Here is a 25,771-nt window from a genome sequence, read left to right on the forward strand (position 1 = left end):
TCGATATCGTGTTTGCGATTCGCGTCGATGGCACGATCGGAATTTCACCCTTCCAGCCGATCAGCCGTTGATGCTGGTCACACCTTGTCGTCCGCGTGGCCGGACACGCTCTCGATGGAATCGTCTCGTTTCCACGGGCCGGCGCGTTCCATAAAAGCCGCCGTTGATGCGTGTCAAGTGGCGGCTGCCCCGACAGCCTAGGCTGGAAACGTGAACGACAGTCGTCCTGACGCACGCGTCCAGGCTGGGAGGCAACCATGCAGACCGGACATCATTTCCTACCTGAGTTTCGGCATGCGACCGTGCCGACGTATTTCGTTTCCTACGTGTTTCCTCTGCTGCTGGCCGGCTACGAGGTCTACCGGATCGGCTATTGGGTAAGCCGGCATGGCTGGAATTTCGCGCAACTGCCGCAGGCTGGCTACGAGTTCACGCTGATGTTGTTCGTATTTGCACTGCAGGTGATTCTCGACGGGTTGTTCTTCATGACGGCATGGGTAGGCAAGCATCCGGACGTCGAGCATCGGCTCGCGAACCTGGCGCTCGGCGTTCTGTGCTCGGCACTGGTCATCGCGTTCGATGTCGTCCTTCAGATCGCCACGTTCTGAACCGGAGTCTCAGGGGCGCCGGCACGACGGGGCACGACCGGCATTCATCAGCCATCAACGGATCAAGCAATGAAGCCACCTTACGAACTGGTATTTCAAGGCATGCCGCGCTCGGACGCGCTCGAGGCGGCAGCCGCCCGGCATGCATCCAGACTCGATCGATTCCGGCAGGACATCTCGCATTGCCGGATCAACGTCGTGCTGGACGAGAAGCACGATCATCAGGGGAAACCGTTCAATATCCGGATCGAAGTCACGATTCCCGGACATCAACTGGTATCCAGCAAGGAGCGCGACGAGGATGTCTACGTCGCGCTGCGCAATGCCTTCAGCAACGTCACGAGAATGCTCGAAGACACGGGACGGAAGCAGCGAGGCCGCGGCAAACGGCACGATGAACGTTCGGCCGCTCCTGCCACGCGATCGGAGGCGCACGAATAGCGCGCTTTTGCGCGTGCGTGCGCCCGTCGGCAGTCGGGCAACGTGCGCGCTCGACCAGCGCGAGTTGCGAAGCGATGCCGCGTCGATCCGATATGCGATCGCCCATCGAATCGTCGAGACGGATCGACCGAGCCGTGTCGGCGAAGTCGCGGCTGATCTCGTATCGGCGTCACGCTTGCCGACGCCTTTGCATCCGCTCAGTACAGCAGAAATGCTGCTCTCTCGGGCGCGAACGCCGCCTCCTGCGCAACGACCACGCGCTCGATCTCGTCGAGCGACCGCCCCGCCTCCAGCATGTCCGCCACCTCGCGCGAACCGACCGATGCACGGATCGCATCGATCCGGAACCGCGCCGGATAACGCCGGTGCAGCGCCAGTGCGAGTGCCAGCCCGATCTCGCCCGGCCGTGCCGCGCCGGGCGGCCGGTCGATGCGCACCCCTTCGCACACCCTGCCGCGATACGGCCCCTCCGTGGGCACGAAGCGAACCGGCGAGAACGTCGCGTCCAGCCGCATCGCGCGAAGATCGTCCGCAAGGACGCGCGCGTCGATCCACGGCGCGCCGACCACGCCGAACGGTGTCGCGGTACCGCGCCCGACACTGATCGCCGCGCCCTCGATGAGCCCCGTCTCCGGGTACAGCGACAACGCGGCGCCATCGCGCAGGTTCGGCGATGGCGGCACCCGGCCGAGCCCGGTATCGTCGAAGCGCATCGCGCGCACGTAGTTCGCCATCGGCACCACGGTCAGCGCCGCGCCGATATGCAGACGGTCGTTGAACAGTCGCGCCAGTTCGCCAAGCGTCATGCCGGGCTGGAGCGGCAACGGGTAATAACCGGTGAACGTGGCCGGCCCGGCATCGGCCACGGGGCCGCCGGACACATCGCCGCCCAGCGGGTCCGGGCGGTCGAGCACGAGCACCGGGCGATGCGCGGCGGCGGCGGCCTCGAGCGCGTAGCCGAGGGTGGCCAGATACGTGAAGAAGCGTACGCCCGCGTCCTGCAGGTCGAACACCAGCACGTCGACATCGGCGAGCAGCGCGGGCGCGATCCTGCGGCGGTCGCCGTAGAGGCTGTGAACGACCACACCGGTCGCAGTGTCGAGCGTGTCGCCGAATGTCTCGTCGACGTCGGTGCCGAGCCCGTGCTCGGGCGCGAACAGCGCGACGAGCCGCGCGCCCGGCGCCTGCGCGAGCAGGTCGACCGTGCGCCGGCCGAACCGGTCGAAGCCGCTGCGGTTCGTGACGAGCGCAATGCGCTTGCCCGCGACGGCCGCGAAGCCGCTCGCCGCGAGCACGTCGATGCCGGCCAGCACCGGCCCGCGCGATACCGGCAACCGGGCGGCTTGCGCGACGGCCGCCGCCATCGCGGGCACGCGCGTCGCAATCCGCGACGACGTCACGGCCGCGGCCTCGCTCGACACGATGCCGAGCACGAGCGAGCGCAGTGGCATCGCCGTGCCGGTTTCGTCGGGATACAGCCGGCTGGTGAGCACGATCGCGAAGCGGCGCGTCACCGGATCGATCCACAGCGCCGTGCCCGTGTAGCCGAGGTGTTGCAGCGCGCCGAGCGGCGGCAGCCGGTAGCGGTTCGCGACGAGCGGCGGCCCGACCGCCCAGCCGGGCGTGTGCAGGTCGCCTGCCGCGTCGAGCGTGGCAGGCGTTTCGAGCGCGGCGACGCTGCGGCGCGCCAGCACGCGCACCGGGCCGAGCGCGCCGCCGTTCAGCAGCATGCGCGCGAAGCGCGCCAGATCGTCCGCACTCGCGAACAGGCCCGCATTGCCGGCGACGCCGCCCATCGCGGCCGCGACGGGATCGTGGACGCGCCCGCGCAGCAAACGGCCATCGCGAACGGTGGTGGGCGCCACGCGCGCGAACAGCGACGCCGATGGCCGGAACGCGGTGCTCGCCATCCCGAGCGGCGCGAACACATGTGCGGCGCACCACGCGTCGAGCGGCCGGTGCGACACGCGCTCGACGATCTCGCCAAGCACCACGTAGTTGACGTCGCTGTAGCGCACCTGCGTGCCGGCCGGTGTGCCGGGGGTCATCGCGACGATGTCGGCCAGCACGGCGGCGCGGCTGCGCAGTGCGCGGGACGACGACACGCCGGCCGGCAGCCCCGACACATGCGCGAGCAACTGGCGGATCGTGATGCCGGCCTTGCCGTGCGCGCCGAACGCGGGCCAGTAGCGCGCGGCCGGCGCGTCGAGGCGCAGCATGCCGCGCTCCGCGAGCTGCATGATCGCGACCGCCGTCGCGACCGGCTTGGTCAGCGACGCAAGATCGAAGACGGTATCGGCCGTCATCGCCTCGACGTGCTCGCCCGTCACGCGCAGGCCGCGCGCGACGCGCACCCGCACGCCGTCCGCGTCGCCCGTCACGACCACGGCGCCGGCAAGATGGCCGTCGGCGATCTCGGCGGCGATCGCTTCGTCGATCGCGGTGGTCTGCTGCTGCGCTGCGGCCGTATCGGGTTCCGCGCGCGCACCGGCTGACGCAAGCGTGAACAGCAGCGCGCCGGTCAGCGCAGCAGCGCAGCGGTATCGTCGCGAACGAGCCTGTTTCACTGCGTTCATTTCTTCGTGCCGGTCACATCGGCGGAGTCGAGCTGCGTGGGGAGGATCCGGGACCGGCCGACGCATCGTCGCTTCTCGCGCCACGCCGGCCCTGAACGAACGCGCGGCTAGCGGCCCGGTTACTGCGGCGATGCGGAACAATCGGCGCACAGACGTATCGCGCCGTGCCGGTCCGGGTCGTGCCAGTAGAAGCGCACATCGACCGCGCCGCGCGCCGGTACGACGACGTGCCTGACTTCCTGAATGGCCCTGTCGTGCGCGGACACGGTATATCGCCCCGGCGGCACGCGGGCAAACAGGAACGGGCCGTTCGTGTGCGCGTCGAGAATCGTCGACTTGCCGGACGACAGCGTGACATCGACATCGGACAGATACTGGCCCCGCTTCGATGCGAACGTGATCCGCAGGTTGTAGCGAGGCGCGACATCGCGAAATGCCGTGATCTCGTCCTGGCCGATTCCGCCGGTGATGTAAGTGACACCGTTGTGCACGACCGGCTCGGTCGACGGGTCAGCCAGTGCGTTCGCAGCGATGTTCAGCAGGCAGGCTGCCGCCAGCAGCATCTTCACGGTTCCGGTCCACATCTTCACTCTCCTGATTGAGCCCGCACGGCTGCGATGCCGCTCGTCCGTTCGCGGAACGGGCTGCGTGCGGCGGCGTCGCGCATTCGCGTCGACGACGACGTCAGCGTCGCGCGGAACGTCGATTTCCCGTTGACTCAAGTCAAGTGCACGCCTGTCGAAGCCGAGCGACGCCGGACGGGCCCTGCGAGACAGTCATCGCGCCCCATCTGCCCGAATGCCACGGCACGCCTGAAAACACGGGGGAGCGGGATACGGGCGGCGCAATCGTCCGTGACGGCTGTCAGCCGATATTGCACGGCCCGTCGGAAAATTCCGACACGGCGGCCCGACATCGGACAGCAAGCTCAGGCCACGCTGATTGTTCCGCGCGTCTCCACTGCCAATACTGGAGACGTGACAGGACGCAACGTGTTTCGCGGCCGGCGCACGGCCCTTCCGCCCCGCCGCCGCAGGATCGAGGAGCTGGCGATGATTGATCCGACCGCAGCGCACGCCGACGACGCCATGCTGGATGGCGAACCGCCGGTCGGTGCCCACCTCGTGACCCGCCGCCGCGGCTATCTGCATCACGGGATCTACATCGGCGACGGCAACGTGATTCACTACGCGGGATGGTCGCGCCATGCGAGCGGCGGTCCGGTCGAGGTCGTCACGCTGGACGGCTTCCGTGCCGGGTTCGGGCTCGCGGTCATTCGTCACGCGCGCACGCTGTACGATGGAACGGAAGCAGCGCGCCGCGCGGCATCGCGCCTTGGCGAATGCCAATACCGGCTGCTCACGAACAACTGCGAGCATTTCTGTCTGTGGTGCCTGTTCGGTGTGGCGAGGAGCGAGCAGGTCGCGTCGTGTCTGCGCAACCCGGTGCACGGCATCGCGGTCGCCGTCATGCTGATGGCGTGCGTTCTGGCCGCGCGACTGCATCCGGCGATGGCCGTGCACGAATGTCCGGCGCGGTGGGTGGCCTAGCTTCTACGGCGGCGCCTTCGTTCGGTCATTCGTCAACCTAACCGTCACCCGCGGCCACGAAAAACGGCATGCGCACGCCCCCACCGTTTCGCCTGCGCAATCGCGATGCGGATCGCGCTGCCCTCGGTGCGCCCCTGACGCAGCAGCGCGTTGGCAATCTCGATCGCCTTGGCGCGAACCGGCGGCGGCAGATTCCGCATCGAAGGCGGATAACGCGCGTCATTCCACGGCATGATCGATCGGACGCCTACATGTTCTCGCCGGTCCGCACCTGCCGCTCAGCGCGGCAAATCGGCAGGATCGTAGCGATTGCGCGGGTTCCACAGCATCCAGCCGTCCGTGCCCGCCGCCTCGGCCGCGTCGACCTGTGCGCGGATCTCGTCGGCATCGAACGGCCGGTGGTCGAACGCATAGTCGCGAAACGCCTGGAGCCACGGCCGAAACCGGACCCCGTCCATTCCGGTCCGGCGCTTCGCCTCGGCCAGCGACCGCGAAACGATCTCGCCCGGATGCTCGGTCGGCTTCCGGCAACCGGGCAGGCCCCACGTGAAGCTGGACGGATACAGCATCGGCGACACGTAGTCGACGACCGGCCCGAGCGCGTCGAGCCGCTGTCCGATCGCGGTGTCGTCGGTGTTCCAGCAGACGTACCCGAAGATGTCGGCCGACATGTAGAGGTTGTACGGCCGCAGCCGTTCCCGCGCGCCGGTCAGGAATCCCGAGATTGCCGCGACCCGGTTCGCCTCGGTATTGGCCTCGGCGAACCGGAGGCCGTTGGCGTCGGGAAAACGCAGGTAGTCGAACTGGATTTCGTCGAAACCCATGCGGGCCGCCTCTTCGGCGACGTCGTAATTGTGTTGCCAGGCCGCGCGCGAGGTCGGGTCGATCCAGCGCTGATGCTCGCGGTCCTGCCAGATCTCGCCGGTTGCATCGCGCACGGCCCACTCGGGATGAGCGCGCGCCAGCGGGTCGTCCTTGAACACGACGATGCGGGCGATCAGGTAAAGACCGCGCGCGTGGAACGTCCGCAACAGCTCCGGCAGATCGGGCGCACGAACGATGGCGCCGGCGACATTGTTCGCGGCGCCGGAGATCTCACGCGCCAGGCTGCGATACGGCGTCACGCCGCTGTCGCCCTTCACGTCGATGACGAGCGCGTTGATCGCCGTCTTGTCCTGGAGGGACAGCGCCGCCTCGCGCAGCGTGCGGTCCGCGACGCCGTAAGCGGACAGATAGACGGCTTTCGGCCGCACCGGCGTCATGCGGATCGTCTGTGCGCCGCCGGCGGGTGCCAGCGTGACTTCGGTTCGCGCATAGCCGGGCGCACGCACGCTGAGGCGTGCCCCCGCCGCGTCGATCTCGAGTGAAAACGCGCCGTCGCGATCCGCGGTGCGGTTCGCGCCCGACGCGTGGCCGATCGCGCCGGCAAGCGGGTGCCCGTTCGTCGCATCGACGACGGTGATCGTGACGGGCGCCGCCCGGGCGGCGAATCCGCCGAGCGACACGAGCAGACAGACGATCAGACGTGCAATCACGGCTTCCCCCCGGCGGTTCTCAACAATCCATTCATGCATCGTGTGTCGCAGGCGTCCGTCATCAGATAGCGCGGCAGCGCCATGGCCGGGTCGGTGACACGAACGGGGCGCGCATCGAGCGTGAAGGCCGCCACGTAGCCCTCGCGAGCGGCCAGCTGATCGGTCTGCGCATCATGGACGCCGAACGGCCAGGCCAGCATCCGGACCGGCTGGCCGGTTTCGGACTCGAGCCGTTCGCGGGACCGGCTCAACTGGAACGACACGAAGCGCAGGTAGTCGTCCGGCGTGAGTCGGGCGCGTTCGGTGCGGAAATTCGGATGCCAGTACGTGTGGGACTCGATGTCGACGCCGCCGGACTGCCCGAGCGTGCGCAACTGGTCCCATGTCATCGCATAGCTGGCGTTGGAGATGGCCGACGGATAGATGAACAGCGTGACCGGCATCGGATGGGCGGCCAGCAACGGGCGCAGCACGTCGTAGACGGAGCGATGACCGTCGTCGACGGTGATCGCGACCGCGCGCGCCGGCACGGCATCGGCCTGACCGTCATGCCAGCGCACGACGTCGGCGAGCGGCACGATGCGGTAGCCGTTCGCCTCGATTGCCTGCAGCTGGTGGCGGAACGTCTCGGTACGGACCGTCATCGAATCCAGTTGCGCGCTGGCGAACCGGTGGTAGGCCAGGATCAGCACACGCTGCGATGGCGAATCGACGGTCGCGACGTCGGCGGACGAAGCCGGCGGCATACACGACAACAGGAGCAGGCAGGCGATCAGGCGAAAGGCCATGGCGGGTCTCGTGGAATGGCTGCCCCATTTTTCTCGATCGCAGCGCGAAAACCGCTGAGCCAGATCAACGATCGATCGTGCGTCGACGCGATCGTGCACGCGTCACGCCGCGTGGTCGTCAGCTTGCCTGCGCAACCAGTTCGGCATGAATCCGTTCGACGTCGTCGCGCGTGCACAGCGCGGTCCCCGGGTGCTCGACCGACGCGGCCGATGCCGCCAGCGCATAGCGGCACGCTTCGTCGAACGGCACGCCGCGTGCCAGCGCCCAGACCATGCCGCCGACGAAACTGTCGCCGGCGCCGACCGTGCTGCATACCGCTGCCGGCCTGCCGGGCAGGCGCAGCGCGCCGTCGCGCGTGACGACCCATGCGCCGCGCGCGCCGAGCGTCAACGCGACGATGTCGGCTTGCCCTCGCGCGACGAGTTCGCTGGCCTTCCGGCATGCCGACGTGTCGTCGAGCGGTTCGCCGGCCAGCGCGCTCAGTTCGCCGAGACTGGGCTTCACGAGATGAACGCCGGCCTCGAGGGCCGCTTGCAGCGCCCTGCCCGCCGCATCGACGACCACCCGGCTGCCCCGTGCCCGGGCGGTCCGCGCGAGCGTCGCATACAGGTCGTCGGGCGCGCCGGGCGGCAGGCTGCCGCTCAGCACGAGGTAGCGCGGCGCCGGTTGCATGGCGTCGATACGGGCTGCGCAGTCGCGCCACTCGGCCTCGGTGACCATCGGCCCCGGCATCAGGAACCGGTATTCGCGCCCGGTCGCGGTCTCGGTCACGCACACGTTCTCGCGCGTCTCGCCGGCGATCCGGATGCGCACCGCCGGCAGGCGCTCGGCTTCGAGCAGCAGCGTCAGCACGTCGCCGGTCGGCCCGCCGGCCAGGTACAGCGCGACGCAGTCGCCGCCGAGGCGGTGAATGGTTCGGGCGACGTTGATCCCGCCGCCGCCGGGGTCGCGCCGCGGCCGTGCGCAGCGCAGCTTGTGCGTATCGACGATGTGCTCGACGGACGTCGCGACATCGACGGCCGGATTCAAGGTAACGGTAACGATATCGGTCATGGTGCGTGGTTCGCAGTCGATGGCTGGCGCGACGGACGCCGGCGCGGCGATTCGCGGCAACCGCTGCGTGCCGGCCGTGGCTCCACCTTACGTTCGACGCCGGTCGCGGCGTTGACCGCCGTCAAGCGATGTCGCGAAGGTGCACGGTTGCGCTCGATCAACGACACGTTCGGGCAGGCTCTTACAGTGAATCATTCATCGTTGCCGAGCCCCGCCATGGATGAGCAGCCGCTTTGCACCACCGTGTTCGCCGAGCGCTATGCGCAACCCGGCGAAACGTCTCGCGCGGCCGTCTTCCATCGCGTCGCCCGTGCGCTGTCGCTCGCCGAGCCGGCCGAGCGCCGCGCGCAGGTGGAGCGCGCGTTCTTCGTGAACCTGCAGCGTGGCGCGATCGGCGCGGGCCGCATCCTCGCGAATGCCGGCGCGGACAACGGCGGAACGATGGTCAACTGCTTCGTCCATCCGCTCGCGATTCCTGGCGACACCCCCGTGCAGGCCGTCGACACGGCGCTCGCGCAGGCGCTCGACGACGCACGGGTCACGCTGCTGATGGGCGGTGGAATCGGCTACGACTTCTCGCCGGTGCCACCCGCCGACGCTTACGAACGGCGCCTGTCATCCGGGCGCGGCGCCTGCGCGGCGATCGACCGCTTCGATGCGATGTGCCGGGCGCTGCCGTTCACCGGCCCGCGCCGGGGCGCGCAAATGGGTGTGCTGCGCTGCGATCATCCGGACCTCGTCGCATTCGTCGCGGCCAAGCGCGGACGCTCGCGCTGGCCGACGTTCAACCTGTCGGTCGGCGTCACGGACGCGTTCATGGAGGCGGTCCGGCACGACCTGCCGTGGGCGCTCGTTCATCATGCGCCGCCCGCCTCCGCTTCCGCCGCAACGCCCCGGCGGCCGGACGGACGTTACCTTTACGCGACGGTGCCGGCCCGCACGCTCTGGCACGAGATCGTCAACGCCGCGCGCGACAGCGCCGAACCCGGCCTGCTGTTCCTCGACACGATCCGCGATGCGAATCCGCTGCGCGAGCACGAGCGAATCGACGCGACGAACCCGTGCGGCGAACAACCGCTGCCGCCGTACGGCAGTTGCGTGCTCGGGCCGATCGACCTGTCGCGGTTCGTTCTTTACCCGTTCGGCGTCGACGGGAAGCCGCGCTTCGATGTCGCGACGCTCGCCGACGCGGTGCGCATCCAGGTCCGCATGCTCGACAACGTGCTCGACCTGACCGCGTGGCCGCTCGCCGCGCACGAATATGAGGCGCGGCGGACACGGCGCATCGGGGTCGGCGTGACCGGGCTGGCCGACGCGCTGACGATGCTGCGGCTGCGCTACGACAGCGCGGAAGCACGCACGCTCGCACGCGGGATCGTGCTGACGATGCGCGAGCATGCGTTTGCCGCATCGGCCGCGCTTGCCGCCGAGCGCGGCGCGTTTCCGGCCTACGACCCGGACGCCTATCTGACCGGCCCCGCGTCTCGCACGCTGTTGCCGCTGAAGGTGCATCACGCGATCGCGCGGCACGGGCTGCGCAACAGCCATCTGCTGTCGTTCGCGCCGGCCGGCAGCGTGAGCCTCGCGTTCTGCGACAACTGTTCGAACGGGATCGAGCCGGCCGTCGGCTGGACGCAGCGTCGCATGGTCCGCACCGCCGACGGGCAGGTCCGGCCGTTTCGTGCGGAGAATCACGCTTACCGGCTGTTCCGCGCGCTGCATGGCGAGACCGTCAAGCTGCCGGGCTATTTCGTCACGGCCGCGGAAATCGCGCCGGCGGATCATGTCGCGATGCTCGCGGCGCTGCAGCCGTGCGTCGACGCCGGCATCTCGAAGACCGTGACGATGCCCGGCCAGTGTTCGCTCGCGGAGGTCGACGCGTTGTTCTTCCAGGCGTGGCGCGACGGGCTCAAGGGCATCACGGTTTTCCGGCCCGATCCGCGGCTCGCGTCGGTCGTGACCGACGACGCGGCGCGCGCGCGGCGCGACGGCCCGGTCTGCATCGGCTGTTGAACGATGCGATGGCCGGCGGCAGGCGTCCGGCGCGATCGCGGCGGTCGTTGCTTCAGGCGGAGACGCCCGTGGTCGTTTCCGAGTCGGCTTCCGCCGGCCGGGGCGTGTCGCCGGCATCGTCCGGCGGCGCGATGAGCGCCACCAGCATGTCGTGATCGATCGATTCGTGTTGCAGCAAGCTGCTCGCGATCCGTTCAAGCGCATCGCGGTGCGCGCCGAGCGTCGCCGCGACCCGCGCATGCGCATCCTCGAGCAGCGCGCGCACCTCTTCGTCGATCAGTTGCGCCGTGTGCTCGCTGCAGTGACCGTCGCCCGGCGTCCATACGCCCGGCGCCCCGCCCTGGCGTGCGCCGTCGTCGAGCGTCGCGAGGCCGATCTTCTCGCTCATCCCGTACTGCATCACCATGTGGCGCGCCAGCGCGGTCGCGCGTTCGAGATCGTTCTGCGCGCCCGTCGACACGTCGCCGAACGCGATTTCCTCGGCCACCCGCCCGCCGAGCAACACGTCGAGCCGGTCGAGCAATTCGCTCCTGCGCAGCACGTAGCGATCCTCGGTCGGCACCTGCTGCGTGTAACCGAGCGCCGCGATTCCGCGCGGGATGATCGACACCTTCTTCACGGGGTCGCAGTGCGCGCGGCTTTGCGCGACGAGCGCATGCCCCGACTCGTGATACGCGATGGTCCGCTTTTCCTGTTCGTTCATCACGCGGCTCTTGCGCTCCATGCCGGTCATCGCGCGATCGATGGCTTCGTCGAAATCGGCCATCCCGATCGCGGGCTTGCCGAGTTCGGCCGCATGCAACGCGGCTTCGTTGACGACATTCGCGAGATCGGCGCCGACGAAGCCCGGCGTGCGCTGCGCCAGCTCGGCCAGGTCGACTTCCGGCGCGAGCTTCACGCGCTTCGTATGCACGGCCAGGATCTGCTTGCGTCCGGTCAGGTCCGGCCGGTCGATCGCGATGTGACGGTCGAAACGCCCGGGGCGCAGCAGCGCGGGATCCAGGATCTCCGGCCGGTTGGTCGCGGCCATGATGATGACCCCCGAATTGGCCTGAAAGCCGTCCATCTCGACGAGCAACTGGTTGAGCGTCTGCTCGCGCTCGTCGTTGCCCGACATCAGGCCGACGCCGCGCGCCTTGCCGAGCGCGTCGAGCTCGTCGATGAACACGATGCACGGCGCGCTCTGCTGCGCCTGCTCGAAGAGATCGCGCACACGCGCCGCGCCGACGCCGACGAACATCTCGACAAACGCCGAGCCGCTGATCGTGAAGAACGGCACCGCGGCCTCGCCGGCGACCGCACGGGCCAGCAGCGTCTTGCCGGTGCCGGGCGCACCGACGATCAGCACGCCCTTCGGGATCTTGCCGCCGAGCCGCTGGTAGCGTTCGGGGTTGCGCAGGAACGCGACGATCTGCTGCAACTCGGCCTTTGCCTCGTCGATGCCCGCGATATCGTCGAACGTGATGCCGGTTTCCTTCTGCATGTACACGCGGGCGCGGCTTTTGCCCATGCCGCTCAGGTCCCGCATCCCGCCCGGCCGTCGCATCATGAAACTCCAGATCACGACGAAGCCGATCAACGGGAAGATCCATGACGCGAGCGTCCCGATCCAGCCCGTATCCGTCGCGCCGCGGTAGCGAATTCCGGCGGCCGTCAGCGCGGCGACCAAACCTTCGTCGCTCACCCGGTTCGTCGTGAAGCGCCACGGCGGGCCGATCTCCTTCACCTCGGCCGCGTCGGACGCGGGCAGCGCGGCGCCGGCCTGCGGCATGCGCAGCGTGCCCGAGATCGACGTTTGGCCGATCTCGAGATCGTCGACGAGCCGTGCGTCCACCAGATGGTGGAAATCGCTGTAGGAAATCGACGTCGCCGCCGGCTGGCGCGCCAGCAGTTGAACCGCGACCAGCACGGCGAACGCGATCGGGATCAGCAACCCGGAGTAGTCGAATGATTTTTTCATGGGATCGAACCTGCCCGGCGGACCGCCGCCGCTCACGCGTCGTCGCGCTTCCAGTGCGCTCGCAGCACGTCCTCGCCGTCGCGATAGTTGATCGCGAGATCGCCGTGGTGCGCATGCAGCAACGCTTCGCCGAGGCGGCGGACCATATGCACGCCCGTCGTTCGAACGATCAGCGAATCGGCGGATTTCTCGATGTCCATGATGCGTTCGAGCGCGTGCTCGCTGGTTTCGAGATCGGCCTGACGCTCGAGCAGCTCGAGAATCGTCGAGCGGTGCGCGCGCAGATACTCGCCGCGCAACACCAGTTCGCCCGCCGGCACGTTTTCCCGCATGCGCTTGCAGGCCGGGCATTCGAGCTGGCGCCGGTCGAGCGCGGTCGCGGACCAGGTCCAGCGGCCCGCTTCGCAGACCGCGCCGCAGCCTTCGCAGATGCGGTCGCCCGTCGGCCGCTTCGGATCACGGTAACTGTCTTTCGTATGCGGCTGCATGCGCTTGTCGCGGCGCAGATGGTTTCGGCCGGAGCCGGTATGCGGACGGTTCATCGCTGTTTCTCCTGATAGTAGACAGCACGTGCAAGCCGGTCAGGCAACGGTCAGCCGGTCGACGACCTGCCTGACGCCCCTCACCGACCCCGCCGCGCCGCATGCGGCGCGCCGTTCGGCCAGCGACGCGACCGTGCCCGTCAGCGTGACGATGCCGTCGGTGGCGTCGATCGAGATTCCCGCGGTTTCGCGCTGCGCGCGGCGCGCGAGCGCCTCGGCGATCCGGGCGCCGACGTCCGGCACCGTATGGTCGGCGCGCACCCGGATGCGGTTCGCCACGCCCACGACGCCGATCATCCGGCTCACCATCGCTTCCGCCGCGCGGCTCTGATACGCATGATCGACTTCGCCGTCGAGCGTCACGCAGCCGTGATCGACCTCGACGCCGATCTTGTGATCGCGCAACGCCTCCTGCCATCCGAGCGCGAACGTGATCGCGATCGCCAGTTCCTGGTCCGCGCACGCGTTCTCCGGCGGCGCGACATTCAGTTCGAGCACCAGCGCGCGCGCATCGGCGACGTGCAGCGCCGTTTTCTGCGCCTCGAGCTTCTGGGCCCAGCTGTCGACCGTGCCGCGCAATGTCACGATCCGGTCGCGCACCTCGACGTCGATCCGGCGCGCATCGATCGCCGGATTCCAGAACAACGCCTGCTCGACATCCTGCTTGAGTACTGCATCGGACTTCATGTCGGTCTCCCGTCGGCCCGTGCCGGCCGCAAAGCTGGCGAGCGATGCGTGCGGCACCCTGTTCAGCATCGCGCACGGCCGCGCCGGCGGCTTGACGAGGATCAATCAAAGGCGGGCCGATGGCGGCGGCCGACGGGCCGGCGACGGCCGATTTTGTCCGTTGACGCAGATCAACCGCGCGACCAGGCGCGACGCGATCATGAATCGGCAGACGTCGTGAAAACCGCGGCAACCGGGACGTTTCGCATTCGTACGACCGTCGACGTCCACCGCTTTCCGGGAGACCGTCATGATCCACAAGCAGTACCGCATCGTGCTCGCGACGCTCAGCGTGTTCATCGCGATTGCGTCGCTGGTCGGCATCGTTCACGGGATGCTGTTCGACGAGGAGGTGTTCAGGTACTCGATCGTCACGCTGATCTCCAGCATCCTCGCGTTCGTCGTGCTGCTCAATCCCGGGCCGGGCGACCGGCCGTGACGGGCCCCGCGCGGTTCGGTCCGGCACGCCGTCACGAAGCCGTCACGAAGCCGTCACGAGGCCGGCCGAGGCACGCTGCGACACGCGCGTCAAGCGAGGGGCCGCTCGAAACGCATTCCCGCCCGAGTGATACAGATCAAGGGGAAACCCTGTAATCGTCGGATATAAGTGAATCCGAAGCGGCGACGCCTGGCGGGCGGCGCCATCCCGTATTCCCGCATTCCCGTATTCGACGAGGCATCCCATGCGCGCTGCCGCGCCTCCCGTTCGCTTTCATCCTGCCGTCGTGCGGCGCATGCGTGCCGTCGCGCTCGCGGCGGGCATGGTGCTGCTGTCGGGCTGCCTGTCGCTTGCGCCGCCGGACGAGCGTCCCGCCGCACCGATTCCCGCATCCTTTCCGGATCCTTCCGCCGACGCGACACCGGCGGCGCCCGTGCCCGAGTGGCAGGCCTACTTCGTCGACGCACGCCTGCGCGCGTTGATCGGGCAGGCGCTCGCCAACAACCGGGATCTGCGCGCGGCGGTGGCACGCGTCGAGCAGGCGCGCGCGGTCTACGGCATCCGCAGCGCGGATCAATGGCCGACGATCGGTGCGGGCGCGGCCTATGCACGGTTTCGCACGCCGGGCGGCTTCCTCACTCCGACGCCCGTCATCGGCCAGATTTACGAAGTGCAGCTGGCCGAGACGCAATGGGAGATCGATTTCTGGGGCCGCGTGCGCAACCTGAAAGCGGCGGCGCTCCAGCGCTACCTCGCGAGCGACGCGGCCCGGCAGGCGGTGACGTTGAGTGTCGTCACCGGCGTAGCCGATGCCTATCTGACCCTGTGCGAGATCGACGAACGCATCGCGCTCACCCGCGCGACGATCGACACACGCCGCGAATCGCTGCGGATTTTCCGGCTTCGTCACGCGGCCGGCGCGATCTCGCGCCTCGACCTGACGCAATCGGAAATCCTGCTGCAGCAGGCGGAATCGCTCGGCGTCCAGTTGCAGCAGGCCCGCGCGACGGCGGCCGATGCGCTGGCGTTGCTCGTCGGCGCGCCGCCGGCGCTGGCCGCCACGCCGCTCGCGCTCGACGACGGCGCGGTGCTGCCGTCGCTCGCCCCCGGCCTGCCGTCGTCGCTGCTGACCCGGCGTCCGGACGTGATCGCGGCCGAGCATGAACTGCAGGCGACCCGCGCGAACATCGGCGCGGCGCGCGCGGCATTCTTTCCGCGCATCGCATTGACGAGCGCGATCGGCTCGGGCAGCACCGCGCTGCATGACCTGCTGTCGTCCGGCACGGGCGTGTGGTCGGTGATTCCCAACGTCACGCTGCCGCTCGTCGACGGCGGCCGCAACCGGTCGAATCTCGCGCTCTCGCACGCGCAACGCGACGAAGCGCTCGCGCAGTACGAGAAGACGCTGCAGCGCGCGTTCCGCGACGTGTCCGATGCGCTCGCGGCGCGCCACTGGCTCGCCGACCAGGTCGCCATCGAGCGCGCCACGCTGGCGTCGCAGGCCGAGCGGGCACGCCTCGCGAAGCTGCGCTACGACAGCGGGGCGACCCGCTTCCTCGAAGTGCTCGATGCGCAACGGGACCTGATGAACGCCGAGCAGCAATGGGTCATGACGCGCCGTGCGCTGCTGTCGAGCCGCGTCGCGCTGTACGGCGCGCTCGGCGGCGGCGTGATCGACACCGGCAAGACTGCCGCCGCAACGGCTCCCCTTTCGACAGACTCGGACAACACACCATGAAAACCATCCCGCGCCCTCTTCTGATCGGTGCCGGTGCGGCCGTGCTCGCGATCGGCCTCGCGTACTACGGGTGGACGCGCTGGCGCGACGGCCAGACGGATGCGGGGCTCGTCAGCGGCAACGGCCGCATCGAGGCGACCGAAATCGACGTCGCGACCAAGCTGCCGGGGCGCGTGACCGCCATGCTCGTCGACGAAGGCGACTTCGTGACGGCCGGCCAGCCGCTCGCACGCATGGACGTCGTCGTCCTGCAGGCGCAGCTCGACGAAGCACAGGCGCGGGAGCAACAGGCGGTGAACACCGCGGCGAGCATCGACGCGCAGGTCGCGCAGCGCCGCAGCGACAAGGCCGCGGCCGCGGCCGTCGTCGTGCAACGGGAAAGCGAGCTGGACGCGGCCACGCGGCGGCTCGCGCGGTCCGAAACGCTGTCGCGCGACGGTGCGTCGTCGATGCAGGAGCTGGACGACGATCGCGCGCGCGCCGGCAGCCTGCGCGCGACCGTGAACGCCGCGCGCGCCCAGGTGGAAGCGGCCCAGGCCGCCGTCGACGCAACGCGGGCCCAGCTCGTCGCGGCGCGCTCGGCCGTGACGGCCGCGCAGGCGACCGTGGCGCGCGTGCGGGCCGACATCTCGGACAGCGAACTGACGTCGCCGCGCGACGGGCGCGTCCAGTACCGGATTGCCGAGTCGGGCGAAGTCCTGCCGGCGGGCGGCAAGGTGCTCAACGTCGTCGACCTGTCCGATGTCTACATGACGTTCTTCCTGCCCGAAGCGGTCGTCGGCCGGGTCCCGCTCGGCGCCGACGTGCGGATCGTGCTCGATGCGGCGCCGGAATTCGTGATTCCGGCGCGCGTGTCCTATGTGTCGAGCACCGCGCAGTTCACGCCGAAGACGGTCGAGACGGCCACCGAGCGGCAGAAACTGATGTTCCGGGTCAAGGCGCGCATCGATCGCGATCTGCTGCAGCGCCACCTGAAACTCGTGAAGACCGGGTTGCCGGGCGTCGCGTGGCTGAAGACCGACCCGCACGCGGGCTGGCCGGATCGCCTCGCGATCAGGGTGCCGCAATGAATGCGACGACGCCCGTCGAGACCGACGCCGGATCGATCGACGGTTCGCCGGTGTCGGGCGATCCGCGCATGGTCGCCCGGCTGTCGGGCGTCTCGCTGCGCTACGGCGACAAGTACGCGCTCGACGACGTGACCCTCGACATCCCCGCCGGCCGCATGATCGGGCTGATCGGGCCGGACGGCGTCGGCAAGTCGAGCCTGCTCGCGCTCGTGTCCGGCGCGCGCGCGATCCAGCAGGGCCGCGTATGGACGCTCGACGGCGACCTGTCGTCGCGCCGCCATCGCGCGCGCGTATGCCGGCGCATCGCCTACATGCCGCAAGGCCTCGGCCGGAACCTCTACGCGACGCTGTCGGTCGAGGAAAACCTGCAGTTCTTCGCGAGACTGTTCGGCCACGATGCCGCGGAGCGCCGCCGCCGGATCGACGCGCTGACGCGCAGCACCGGCCTGCAGCCGTTCCTGGATCGCCCGGCCGGCAAGCTGTCCGGCGGCATGAAGCAGAAGCTCGGCCTGTGCTGTGCGCTGATCCACGACCCCGACCTGCTGATCCTGGACGAACCGACGACCGGCGTCGATCCGCTGTCGCGCGCGCAGTTCTGGGAGCTGATCGGACGCATTCGCACCGCCCGCCCGGCGATGAGCGTGCTGGTCGCCACCGCGTACATGGACGAGGCCCGCCGATTCGACCGCCTGATCGCGATGGACGCGGGCCGCGTGCTGGCAACCGGCAGCCCCGACGAGCTGCTCGAACGCACCGGCTGCGACACGCTGGAAGCCGCGTTCATCGCGTTGCTGCCGGAGGCCCGCCGGCGCGGGCACCAGCCGGTCGCGATCGCGCCGTTTCAGCCCGACCAGGTGGCCGGCTACGCGATCGAGGCCGACGGGCTGACGATGCGGTTCGGCGATTTCGTCGCGGTCGACCATGTGAGCCTGCAGATCCGCCGCGGCGAAATCTTCGGCTTTCTCGGCTCGAACGGCTGCGGCAAGTCGACGACCATGAAGATGCTCACCGGCCTGCTGCCCGCGTCGGAAGGCACGGCGACGCTGTTCGGCCGGCCGATCGCCGCGAACGACATCGACACGCGCAGGCGCGTCGGCTACATGTCGCAGGGGTTTTCGCTCTACGGCGAATTGACCGTCCGGCAGAACCTCGTGCTGCACGCGCGCCTGTTCGGCGTACCGGAACCGGATGTGCCCGCCCGAGTGACCGAAATGGTCGCGCGCTTCGGGCTCGCGGACGCCCTCGACGCGCTGCCCGAGCGCCTGCCGCTCGGGATGCGGCAACGGCTGTCGCTCGCGGTGGCGATGGTGCACAAGCCCGAGCTGCTGATCCTGGACGAGCCGACCTCGGGCGTGGATCCGGTCGCGCGCGACGACTTCTGGCGGCTGATGATCGAGCTTGCGCGCAACGATCGCGTCACCATCTTCATTTCGACGCACTTCATGAACGAGGCCGCGCGGTGCGACCGCATCTCGCTGATGCATGCGGGCCGCGTGCTCGCGAGCGCCGCGCCCGAGGAACTGATGCGCCTGCGCGGCGCGGCCACGCTCGAGGACGCGTTCATCGGCTACCTGACCGACGCGCAGAAAGCGGACGACGCGGGCGGCACGGACGGCGCGACGGCCGATGCGCCGTCCGACGCCGGCTGGCTCGCCGCGCCGCCCGCCGCGGCCGGCGCCGGCCATGCGGCCGCATGGTTCAGCCCGGCGCGCGCCGGCAGCTATCTGTGGCGCGAGGTGCTGGAACTGCGACGCGACCCGTTGCGCGCGACGCTGGCGCTGTTCGGCTCGCTCGTGCTGATGTGCGTGATCAGCATCGGCATCAGCCTCGACGTCGACAACCTGACGTTCGCGGTGCTCGATCGCGATCAGTCGATCCTGAGCCAGGACTATGCGCAGAATCTCGCCGGTTCCCGCTATTTCGTGCCGCGCGCGCCGCTCGCGGATGACCGCGACATCGAGCGCCGCATGCGCAACGGCCAGCTGTCGCTCGCGCTCGAGATCCCGCCCGGCTTCGCGCGCGACGTGGCGCGCGGCCGGCGCGTGGAGATCGGTGCATGGGTCGACGGCGCGATGCCGATGCGCGCGGAGACGATCCGCGGCTACGTGGCCGGCATGCACGAAAACTGGCTGCGCGACCAGGCGAAGCGCCGGCTCGGCGTGTCGCTCGTCCCGGCCGTGGACATCGCGATCCGCTATCGCTACAACCCCGACGTCAAGAGCCTGCCGGCGATGATTCCGGCGATCATGCCGATGCTGCTGCTGATGCTGCCCGCGATGCTGACGGCGCTCGCCGTCGTGCGGGAACGCGAGCTCGGGTCGATCGTCAACCTGTACGTGACGCCCGTCACGCGGGCCGAATTCCTGCTCGGCAAGCAGGCGCCATACGTCATGCTGGCGATGCTGAACTTCCTGCTGATGGTCGTGCTGGCCGACGTCGTGTTCGGCGTGCGGATCAAGGGCAGTTTCGCGACGCTGGCGGCCGCGGTGCTGATATTCAACGTCGTGGCCACCGGCATCGGGCTGTTCGCGTCGACGTTTACCCGCAGCCAGATCGCCGCGATCTTCATGACGATCGTCGGCACGCTGATTCCCGTCGTGCAGTTCTCGGGCCTGCTCACGCCGCTGTCGTCGCTCGAGGGCAGCGGCAAGTGGGTCGGCACCGTCTATCCGGCCACCTACATGCTCGCGATCAGCCGCGGCGTCTACAACAAGGCGCTCGGGTTGGCCGACCTGTCGTCGCAGTTCTGGCCGATGCTCGCGGCCGTGCCGGTCATCCTGGTCATGACCGGCGTGCTGCTGCGCAAGCAGGAGCGCTGACCATGTCGCGCCTGCTCGTCATTTTCCGGCTCGGGGTCAAGGAACTGTGGAGCCTCGCTCGCGACCCGATCCTGCTCGCGCTCATCGTCTATACGTTCAGCGCGTCGATCTACGTCGCCGCCACCGCCCGCCCGGAAACGCTGCACAAGGTGCCGATCGCGATCGTCGACGAGGATGCGTCGCCGCTGTCGGCGCGCATCGCGGCGGCGTTCTTCCCGCCGCAGTTCGCGCCGCCGCCGATCGTCGACGCCGGCGCGGCCGATCGCGGGCTCGACGACGGCGACTACACGTTCTCGCTCGACATTCCGCCCGATTTCCAGCGCGACGTGCTCGCCGGCCGCCACGCGACGGTCCAGCTCAACGTCGACGCGACCCGCATGACGCAGGCGTTCACCGGCGGCGGTTACATCCAGCAGATCGTGGCGGGCGAGATCGACGCCTTCGTGCGGCGCCATCGCGGCACGTCGTTGCCGCCCGTCGATCTCGCGATGCGGATGCGCTTCAACCCGAATCTCGACGAAGTCTGGTTCGGCGCGCTGATGGAGCTGATCAACAACGTGACGATGCTGTCGATGATCCTCACCGGGGCCGCGCTGATTCGCGAGCGCGAGCACGGCACGATCGAGCATCTGCTCGTCATGCCGGTGACCGCCGCGGAAATCATGCTCGCGAAGGTCTGGTCGATGGGGCTCGTCGTCGCGGCGGCGGCCGTCGCGTCGCTGACGTTCGTCGTGGGCGGCGCGCTGCACGTGCCGATTCCGGGGTCCGTGCCGCTGTTCGTGGCCGGCATGGCGTTGCACCTGTTCGCGACGACGTCGATGGGGATCTTTCTCGCGACGCTCGTGCGCAGCATGCCGCAGTTCGGCATGCTGCTCGTCCTCGTGCTGCTGCCGCTGCAACTGCTGTCGGGCGGGCTGACGCCGCGCGAAAGCATGCCGCCCGTCGTGCAGGACATCATGCTGGCCGCGCCGACCACCCATTTCGTCGAACTCGCGCAGCGCATCCTGTATCGCGGCGCCGGGCTCGACGCGGTGTGGGCCCAGTTCGCCGCGCTGTTCGCGATCGGCTGCGTGCTGTTCCTGCTGTCGCTGACGCGATTCCGCAAGACGATTGGTCAGATGACTTGACCGGCGCGTCGCGCCCGTGACGCCGGGATTTGTCCGTTGATACAGATCAATCGTGCCGGAGCGCGGCACGCGATCATGACGCCATGTCTTGCGCAACCAGCGGCAGCGACGTCGACGGCAACGCCGTCCACGGCGGCCGCTTCCCGGGAGAACGTCATGATGGGTCTGCCATACCGAAGCGCGCTCGCGACGCTCTGCGTGTTCATCGCGCTCGCCTCGCTGCTGGGCGTCGTGCACGCGATGCTGATCGACGCGCCGGTCGTTCCGTACGCGATCATCGCGCTGGTGTCGGGCATCGTCGCGTTCGTCGCGCAACTGGATCCGGCGGCCTCCCGGCGATAGCGGCACGGACCGGACGCGCTGGCTTCGCGATCATGAACGGCATTCTGCGTCTCGCGTTCAAGCTGCTCGTCAACGACAGCGCGAAATTCACCGCGCTGACCGTCGGCATCACGTTCTCGGTGCTGCTGATGATCGAGATGACGTCGCTGTTCGCCGGCATCCTGAACAAGTCGTCGGCGTCGGTCATCAACATCGGCGCGAAGGTCTGGGTGATGGACCCGGCCGTGAAGACGATCGCGAACAGCATCGGCATGCCCGACTACGTGCTCGACGCCGTGCGCAGCATCGACGGCGTCAAGTATGCGGTGCCGCTCTATTCCGGCGGCGCGCTCGTCAAGCTGCGCTCCGGCACCTACCAGGCCGTGACGGTCGTCGGCCTCGACGACGCCAGCCTGCTCGGCCGCCCGACGATGCTGCAGGGCCGCATCGAGGACATTTACGCGGAAAACGGCTTCATCGCGATTCAGGACCCCGAGTTCCGGAAGCTCGAGAATCCGTCCGTCGGCACCGATTTCGAGTTGAACGATCATCGCGGCGTGATCGTCGGCATCGCGAAGGTCGCCGCGAGCGGCCTGTTCGGCACGCCGACGCTTTACACCACGTACGCCCGCGCGATCCGCTACATTCCGTCGCCGCGCTTCACGACCTCGTACATCCTCGTCGAGCCGAAGTCGGATGCGGACATCGCCCACATCAAGGCCGTCGTGCAATCGCTCGGCTATCGCGCGTACACGCGCGACGAATTCATCGCGCAGATCTCGCGTTTTTACAAGTACGAGACAGGGCTCGGCACCAACATCATGCTGATGACGATCATCAGCTTCATCATCGGCCTGTCGATTTCAGGGCAGACGTTCTATGCGTTCATCCTCGAGAACCTCGACAAATTCGGCGCGCTGAAGGCGATCGGCGCGAAAAGCCGCGAGCTGGTCGCGATGATTTTGTTCCAAGCCACGTTCACCGCGCTGACCGGCTACGGCATCGGCGTCGGGCTGTGCGTGCTGTTGATCAGCCTCGCGAAACTACGGATTCCAGACTATGCGGCGCTCGTTACGTACGGCAACCTGTTGCTCGCGTTCGGGATGGTGGTCGTGATCGCGACGATCTCGAGCTATCTCGGCGTGCGGCGCGTACTGCGCATCGAGCCGTTTGACATCTTCCGGGGCTGACGATGGCCGGCATCGCGATCGACGCGCGCGGCGTCAGCAAGTGGTTCGGCGAAGGCGACGCGCGCACGCAGGCATTGCGCGACGTGTCGATGCAGGCGAACTTCGGCGAGATGCTGCTGATCGTCGGGCCTTCCGGCAGCGGCAAGACGACGCTGCTCAGCGTGATCTCGGGCATCCTCCGGCCGGACGGCGGTTCGGTGTCGATCGACGGCGTCGACCTGTGGGCGCAGCCGAACGACGCGATCGCCGATTTCCGGCTGAACCGGATCGGCTTCGTGTTCCAGGACTATCACCTGTTCCCGCGGCTCACGACCGCCGAGAACGTCGCGATCCCGCTGATCCTGAGGCGCCGCCCATGGGATGACGCGATCAAGGAAGCGCACGCGTATCTGGACGTGGTCGGCCTCGCGAACCGCGCGCAATTGCCGCCCGTGAAGCTGTCCGGCGGCGAACAGCAGCGCGTCGCGATCGCGCGCGCGATCGTCAGCCAGCCCGACCTGCTGATCCTCGACGAACCGACCGCGTCGCTCGACGGCGACACGGGCCGCATGATCATCGACTTCGTCAAGCACGAGGTGCTCAACGACACGCGCTGCATCGTGATCGTCACGCACGACGCGCGGATCTTCGAGTACGCGGATCGCGTCCTGCGAATGGAAGACGGCAAGCTGAACGGCATCGAGCGCGGAGGTGCGCGATGAAACACCGGCTCGTGTTCGTGGCGGCCCTGCTCGGCTTCCTGGCAAGCGTCGTCGCTGCGTGGGTCTACAGCCGCCAGGAGCCGCCGCAGCCGCCGGTATTCAAGCCGGCCGCCAATCCATACGCACGCGGCGTCTATGCAAACGGCATCGTCGAGAGCGAGCAGCCGGCCGGCGCGAACGTGAACGTCTATCCGGACGTCTCCGGCGCCGTGACGCGCATCCTCGTGCACGACGGCGATCCGGTGAAGGCCGGCGACGCGCTGCTGACGATCGACGACTCGGTGCAACGCGCGACCGCCGCCCAGCTCGCGGCGCAGGCCGACGCGGCAGCCGCGCTCCTCGACGAGCTGAAGGCGCAGCCGCGCCGCGAGGTGCTTGACGTGGCCAGTGCGCAGACCACGGCCGCACAGGCGAGCCTGAAGCTCGCGCAGGATCAGTACGACAAGCAGCGGCACGCATACGACATCGATCCGAAAGCCGTCAGCCGCGACGCGCTCGACACCGCCGCGAACGCAGTGCGCGTCGCGGCGGCCAATCTGGAGGTCGTGACGCGGCAGTATCGTCTGACCAAGGCCGGCGCGTGGAGCTACGACATACGCAACCAGCAAGCACAGGCCATCGCGCTGCGGCGCGCGGCCGATGCGGCGGCCGCCCTGCTCGCCCGCTACACGCTGCGCGCGCCGGCCGACGGCACCGTTCTGGCGATGAACGCGGCCGTCGGGGCCTACCTGACCTCGCAGGGGCTGTACGACACCTATACGCGCGGCAGCACGCCGGTCGTGGTGCTCGGCACACCGGTCGACCGGTTGCAGGTGCGCTGCTACATCGACGAAATCCTGATCCACCAGCTCCCCGATCTGCATGCGTTGAAGGCGCACATGTTCGTGCGCGGCACGTCGGTCGAGGCCGATCTTCAGTTCGTGCGCGTGCAGCCGTACGTCACGCCGAAGATCGAGCTGTCCGACCAGCGCACCGAGCGCGTCGACGTGCGCGTGCTGCCGGTCATTTTCCGTATCGTGCCGAACAGGAATGTGCGGCTGTTTCCCGGGCAGATCGTCGATGTCTACGTCGCAGGCAAATAACGGCGCCCGTTGCGCGCACGCGCTGCGCCGCGGAACCGGCGCGCTGGCCGTCGCCGGGCTGCTCACCGGATGCACGGTCGGGCCGAATTTCGTCCCGCCGCCCGCGCCGCGCGTCGCGCACTTCGTGCCGCCCGACGATCCGGGCGCGGCGTCCGGCTCCTGGCGCGGCGGTGGCAGGACACAGGCGTTGTCGGCGGAGGCGGCGCTCACGCGCGACTGGTGGACGCGCTTCGGCAGCCGCGCGATCGACTCGACCGTCGCCGAAGCGCTGACCGGCAGCCCGACGCTCGATCTCGCCGAAGCGACGCTGCGGCGCAGCGAGCACGCGCTGCGGGCCGGCCAGGGCATCTTCTTTCCGCAGGTGGATGCCCAGGCCGGTGCGTCGCGCCAGCGCGCCACGCCGCTGCGCACCGGCCAGGCGTTGCCGGCGTCGATCTTCAACCTGTTCACGCTGTCGGCGACGGTCAGCTACACGCTCGACCTGTGGGGCGGCGAACGGCGCCAGGTCGAAGCGCTCGCGGCCGACGTCGATGCGCAACGGCAAGCGCTGGCGGGCGCCTATCTGATGCTGACCGCGAACGTCGTCAATACGATGGTCGCGCGCGCGGCTTATCGCGACGAAGCCGCGGCGACCCGCGAAATGATCGGCCTGCTCGACGAGCAGATTCGCCTGACGCGCGCGCAGGTGACGGCCGGCGCGGCGGCCTACGTCGCGGTGCTGACGCTGGAAGCGCAGCGGGCGTCGTTCGAGGCGACGCTGCCCGCGCTCGACCAGAAACGCGCGCAGGCCGACGATCTGCTCGCGCTGCTGGCCGGCCGCTACCCGGTCGACTGGCGCACGCCGGACCTGTCGCTCGACGGGATCGAATTGCCCGCCAGCCTGCCCGACACGGCGCCGTCGTCGCTGGTGCGCCGCCGCCCCGACATCCTGCAGGCCGAAGCCCAGCTGCACGTGGCCAGCGCGCAGGTCGGCGTCGCGACGGCCGCGCTCTATCCGAACCTCACGCTGTCCGCGTCGGGCGGGTTCGAAAGCGTCGTCGCCGGCAAGCTGTTCGCGCCGGCCGGCCGCGCATGGAGTGTCGGCGCCGGGCTCGCCGCGCCGATCTTTCACGGCGGCACGCTGCTGAACCAGCGGCGCGCCGCGCAGGATGCGTACGACGAAGCCGATGCGACCTATCGCCAGGTCGTCCTGTCGGCGTTCTCGCAGGTGGCCGACACGTTGCGCGCGCTCGCCAACGACGCGGCGGCGCTCGATGCGCAGGCGCGCGCGATGGCCGCGGCGCGTGACGCGCTGACGCTCACGCAGGCCGGCTACGACGCGGGGATCGCCGGCTACGTCCAGTTGCTGGTCGCCGACGTGCAATACCATCAGGCGCGGATTGCATGGCTGCAGACGGTCGCGCAGCGGCTGCAGGACACGGTCGCGTTCTACGTCGCGCTCGGCGGCGGCTGGGGCGACGCGGGCTGACAAACCGCACCGCACGGGCATTC

General features: G+C 69.0%; 23 protein-coding genes. 14 read left to right on the forward strand and 9 right to left on the reverse strand.

The genetic code is table 11. The annotated features are described in order from the left end of the window. Positions 1-257: 257 nt before the first annotated feature. Positions 258-608 (forward strand): hypothetical protein, encoded by a 351-nt coding sequence (locus WS49_RS30925; protein WP_059536517.1) that lies wholly within the window; start codon positions 258-260, stop codon positions 606-608. Positions 609-677: 69 nt separating this feature from the next. Further along, positions 678-1,049: an HPF/RaiA family ribosome-associated protein gene (locus WS49_RS30930; protein ID WP_059536522.1), complete on the forward strand. Its 372-nt coding sequence runs from the start codon at positions 678-680 to the stop codon at positions 1,047-1,049. A 197-nt stretch (positions 1,050-1,246) separates the two neighbouring features. Here the strand turns inward: WS49_RS30930 and WS49_RS30935 are convergent, their stop codons facing one another. Further along, positions 1,247-3,625, reverse strand: a complete 2,379-nt coding sequence (locus WS49_RS30935; protein ID WP_156441480.1) for an exo-beta-N-acetylmuramidase NamZ domain-containing protein — start codon at positions 3,623-3,625, stop codon at positions 1,247-1,249. 119 nt (positions 3,626-3,744) lie between these two features. Then, positions 3,745-4,209 carry a carboxypeptidase regulatory-like domain-containing protein gene (locus tag WS49_RS30940; RefSeq protein WP_059536525.1) on the reverse strand — a complete coding sequence of 155 codons (465 nt, stop codon included), beginning with the start codon at positions 4,207-4,209 and terminating at the stop codon, positions 3,745-3,747. 468 nt (positions 4,210-4,677) lie between these two features. On the opposite strand from WS49_RS30940, the gene WS49_RS30945 reads away from it, so the two are divergent. Further along, positions 4,678-5,175, forward strand: coding sequence for a lecithin retinol acyltransferase family protein (locus WS49_RS30945; protein WP_059536531.1), 498 nt, complete (start codon positions 4,678-4,680; stop codon positions 5,173-5,175). Positions 5,176-5,219: 44 nt separating this feature from the next. Here the strand turns inward: WS49_RS30945 and WS49_RS30950 are convergent, their stop codons facing one another. From WS49_RS30950 to WS49_RS30965, 4 genes are all read right to left on the reverse strand, one after another. Beyond that, positions 5,220-5,408: a hypothetical protein gene (locus WS49_RS30950; protein WP_059536535.1), complete on the reverse strand. Its 189-nt coding sequence runs from the start codon at positions 5,406-5,408 to the stop codon at positions 5,220-5,222. 45 nt (positions 5,409-5,453) lie between these two features. Next, positions 5,454-6,710, reverse strand: coding sequence for a putative glycoside hydrolase (locus WS49_RS30955; RefSeq protein ID WP_059536540.1), 1,257 nt, complete (start codon positions 6,708-6,710; stop codon positions 5,454-5,456). Next, entirely contained in the window at positions 6,707-7,498 is a 792-nt protein-coding gene (locus WS49_RS30960) for a polysaccharide deacetylase family protein (RefSeq protein WP_059536543.1), read from the reverse strand. Before WS49_RS30960 ends, WS49_RS30955 begins: the two co-directional genes overlap by 4 nt. 118 nt (positions 7,499-7,616) lie before the next feature. Then, positions 7,617-8,552, reverse strand: a complete 936-nt coding sequence (locus WS49_RS30965) for a 1-phosphofructokinase family hexose kinase (RefSeq protein ID WP_059536547.1) — start codon at positions 8,550-8,552, stop codon at positions 7,617-7,619. A 216-nt stretch (positions 8,553-8,768) separates the two neighbouring features. On the opposite strand from WS49_RS30965, the gene WS49_RS30970 reads away from it, so the two are divergent. Next, positions 8,769-10,565, forward strand: coding sequence for an adenosylcobalamin-dependent ribonucleoside-diphosphate reductase (locus tag WS49_RS30970; protein WP_059536550.1), 1,797 nt, complete (start codon positions 8,769-8,771; stop codon positions 10,563-10,565). Between the two features lie 52 nt (positions 10,566-10,617). Here the strand turns inward: WS49_RS30970 and ftsH are convergent, their stop codons facing one another. The 3 genes from ftsH to WS49_RS30985 are packed head-to-tail and all read right to left on the reverse strand — an operon-like array spanning position 10,618 to position 13,754. After that, positions 10,618-12,525: an ATP-dependent zinc metalloprotease FtsH gene (gene ftsH / locus WS49_RS30975; RefSeq protein WP_059536553.1), complete on the reverse strand. Its 1,908-nt coding sequence runs from the start codon at positions 12,523-12,525 to the stop codon at positions 10,618-10,620. Between the two features lie 32 nt (positions 12,526-12,557). Next, positions 12,558-13,067: a BCAM0308 family protein gene (locus WS49_RS30980; RefSeq protein WP_059536561.1), complete on the reverse strand. Its 510-nt coding sequence runs from the start codon at positions 13,065-13,067 to the stop codon at positions 12,558-12,560. Between the two features lie 39 nt (positions 13,068-13,106). Then, positions 13,107-13,754, reverse strand: coding sequence for a BON domain-containing protein (locus WS49_RS30985; protein ID WP_059537371.1), 648 nt, complete (start codon positions 13,752-13,754; stop codon positions 13,107-13,109). Between the two features lie 289 nt (positions 13,755-14,043). Between WS49_RS30985 and WS49_RS30990 the strand changes: the two genes are divergently transcribed. The 10 genes from WS49_RS30990 to WS49_RS31035 all read left to right on the forward strand — a co-directional run bounded on the left by WS49_RS30990 (position 14,044) and on the right by WS49_RS31035 (position 25,748). Then, positions 14,044-14,232, forward strand: coding sequence for a DUF2964 family protein (locus WS49_RS30990; RefSeq protein ID WP_012464867.1), 189 nt, complete (start codon positions 14,044-14,046; stop codon positions 14,230-14,232). Positions 14,233-14,476: 244 nt separating this feature from the next. Further along, on the forward strand, positions 14,477-15,970 hold the full coding sequence (locus tag WS49_RS30995; RefSeq protein ID WP_059536566.1) for an efflux transporter outer membrane subunit: 1,494 nt from the start codon (positions 14,477-14,479) through the stop codon (positions 15,968-15,970). Next, complete coding sequence (locus WS49_RS31000) at positions 15,967-17,040, forward strand: HlyD family secretion protein (protein ID WP_059536569.1); 1,074 nt, start codon at positions 15,967-15,969, stop codon at positions 17,038-17,040. The genes WS49_RS30995 and WS49_RS31000 overlap by 4 nt, the downstream gene beginning before the upstream one ends. Beyond that, positions 17,037-19,859 (forward strand): ribosome-associated ATPase/putative transporter RbbA, encoded by a 2,823-nt coding sequence (gene rbbA, locus WS49_RS31005; protein ID WP_059536573.1) that lies wholly within the window; start codon positions 17,037-17,039, stop codon positions 19,857-19,859. The genes WS49_RS31000 and rbbA overlap by 4 nt, the downstream gene beginning before the upstream one ends. A gap of 2 nt (positions 19,860-19,861) precedes the next feature. Beyond that, positions 19,862-20,986, forward strand: coding sequence for an ABC transporter permease (locus WS49_RS31010; protein WP_059536576.1), 1,125 nt, complete (start codon positions 19,862-19,864; stop codon positions 20,984-20,986). A 156-nt stretch (positions 20,987-21,142) separates the two neighbouring features. Continuing rightward, positions 21,143-21,328 (forward strand): DUF2964 family protein, encoded by a 186-nt coding sequence (locus WS49_RS31015; RefSeq protein WP_059536579.1) that lies wholly within the window; start codon positions 21,143-21,145, stop codon positions 21,326-21,328. A 32-nt stretch (positions 21,329-21,360) separates the two neighbouring features. Next, a complete protein-coding gene (locus WS49_RS31020; RefSeq protein WP_059452458.1) occupies positions 21,361-22,497 on the forward strand; it encodes an ABC transporter permease in 1,137 nt (378 codons plus the stop codon). After that, positions 22,494-23,198, forward strand: coding sequence for an ABC transporter ATP-binding protein (locus WS49_RS31025; RefSeq protein WP_179949240.1), 705 nt, complete (start codon positions 22,494-22,496; stop codon positions 23,196-23,198). Before WS49_RS31020 ends, WS49_RS31025 begins: the two co-directional genes overlap by 4 nt. Continuing rightward, the gene (locus WS49_RS31030) at positions 23,195-24,280 is read left to right on the forward strand and encodes an HlyD family secretion protein (protein ID WP_059536582.1); all 1,086 of its coding nucleotides are present in this window, start codon (positions 23,195-23,197) and stop codon (positions 24,278-24,280) included. Before WS49_RS31025 ends, WS49_RS31030 begins: the two co-directional genes overlap by 4 nt. Beyond that, complete coding sequence (locus tag WS49_RS31035; RefSeq protein WP_059536586.1) at positions 24,258-25,748, forward strand: efflux transporter outer membrane subunit; 1,491 nt, start codon at positions 24,258-24,260, stop codon at positions 25,746-25,748. Before WS49_RS31030 ends, WS49_RS31035 begins: the two co-directional genes overlap by 23 nt. Positions 25,749-25,771 lie beyond the last annotated feature (23 nt).

The organism is Burkholderia sp. RF7-non_BP4 (assembly GCF_001521935.1).
GTDB classification, from domain to species: Bacteria; Pseudomonadota; Gammaproteobacteria; order Burkholderiales; family Burkholderiaceae; genus Burkholderia; species Burkholderia diffusa.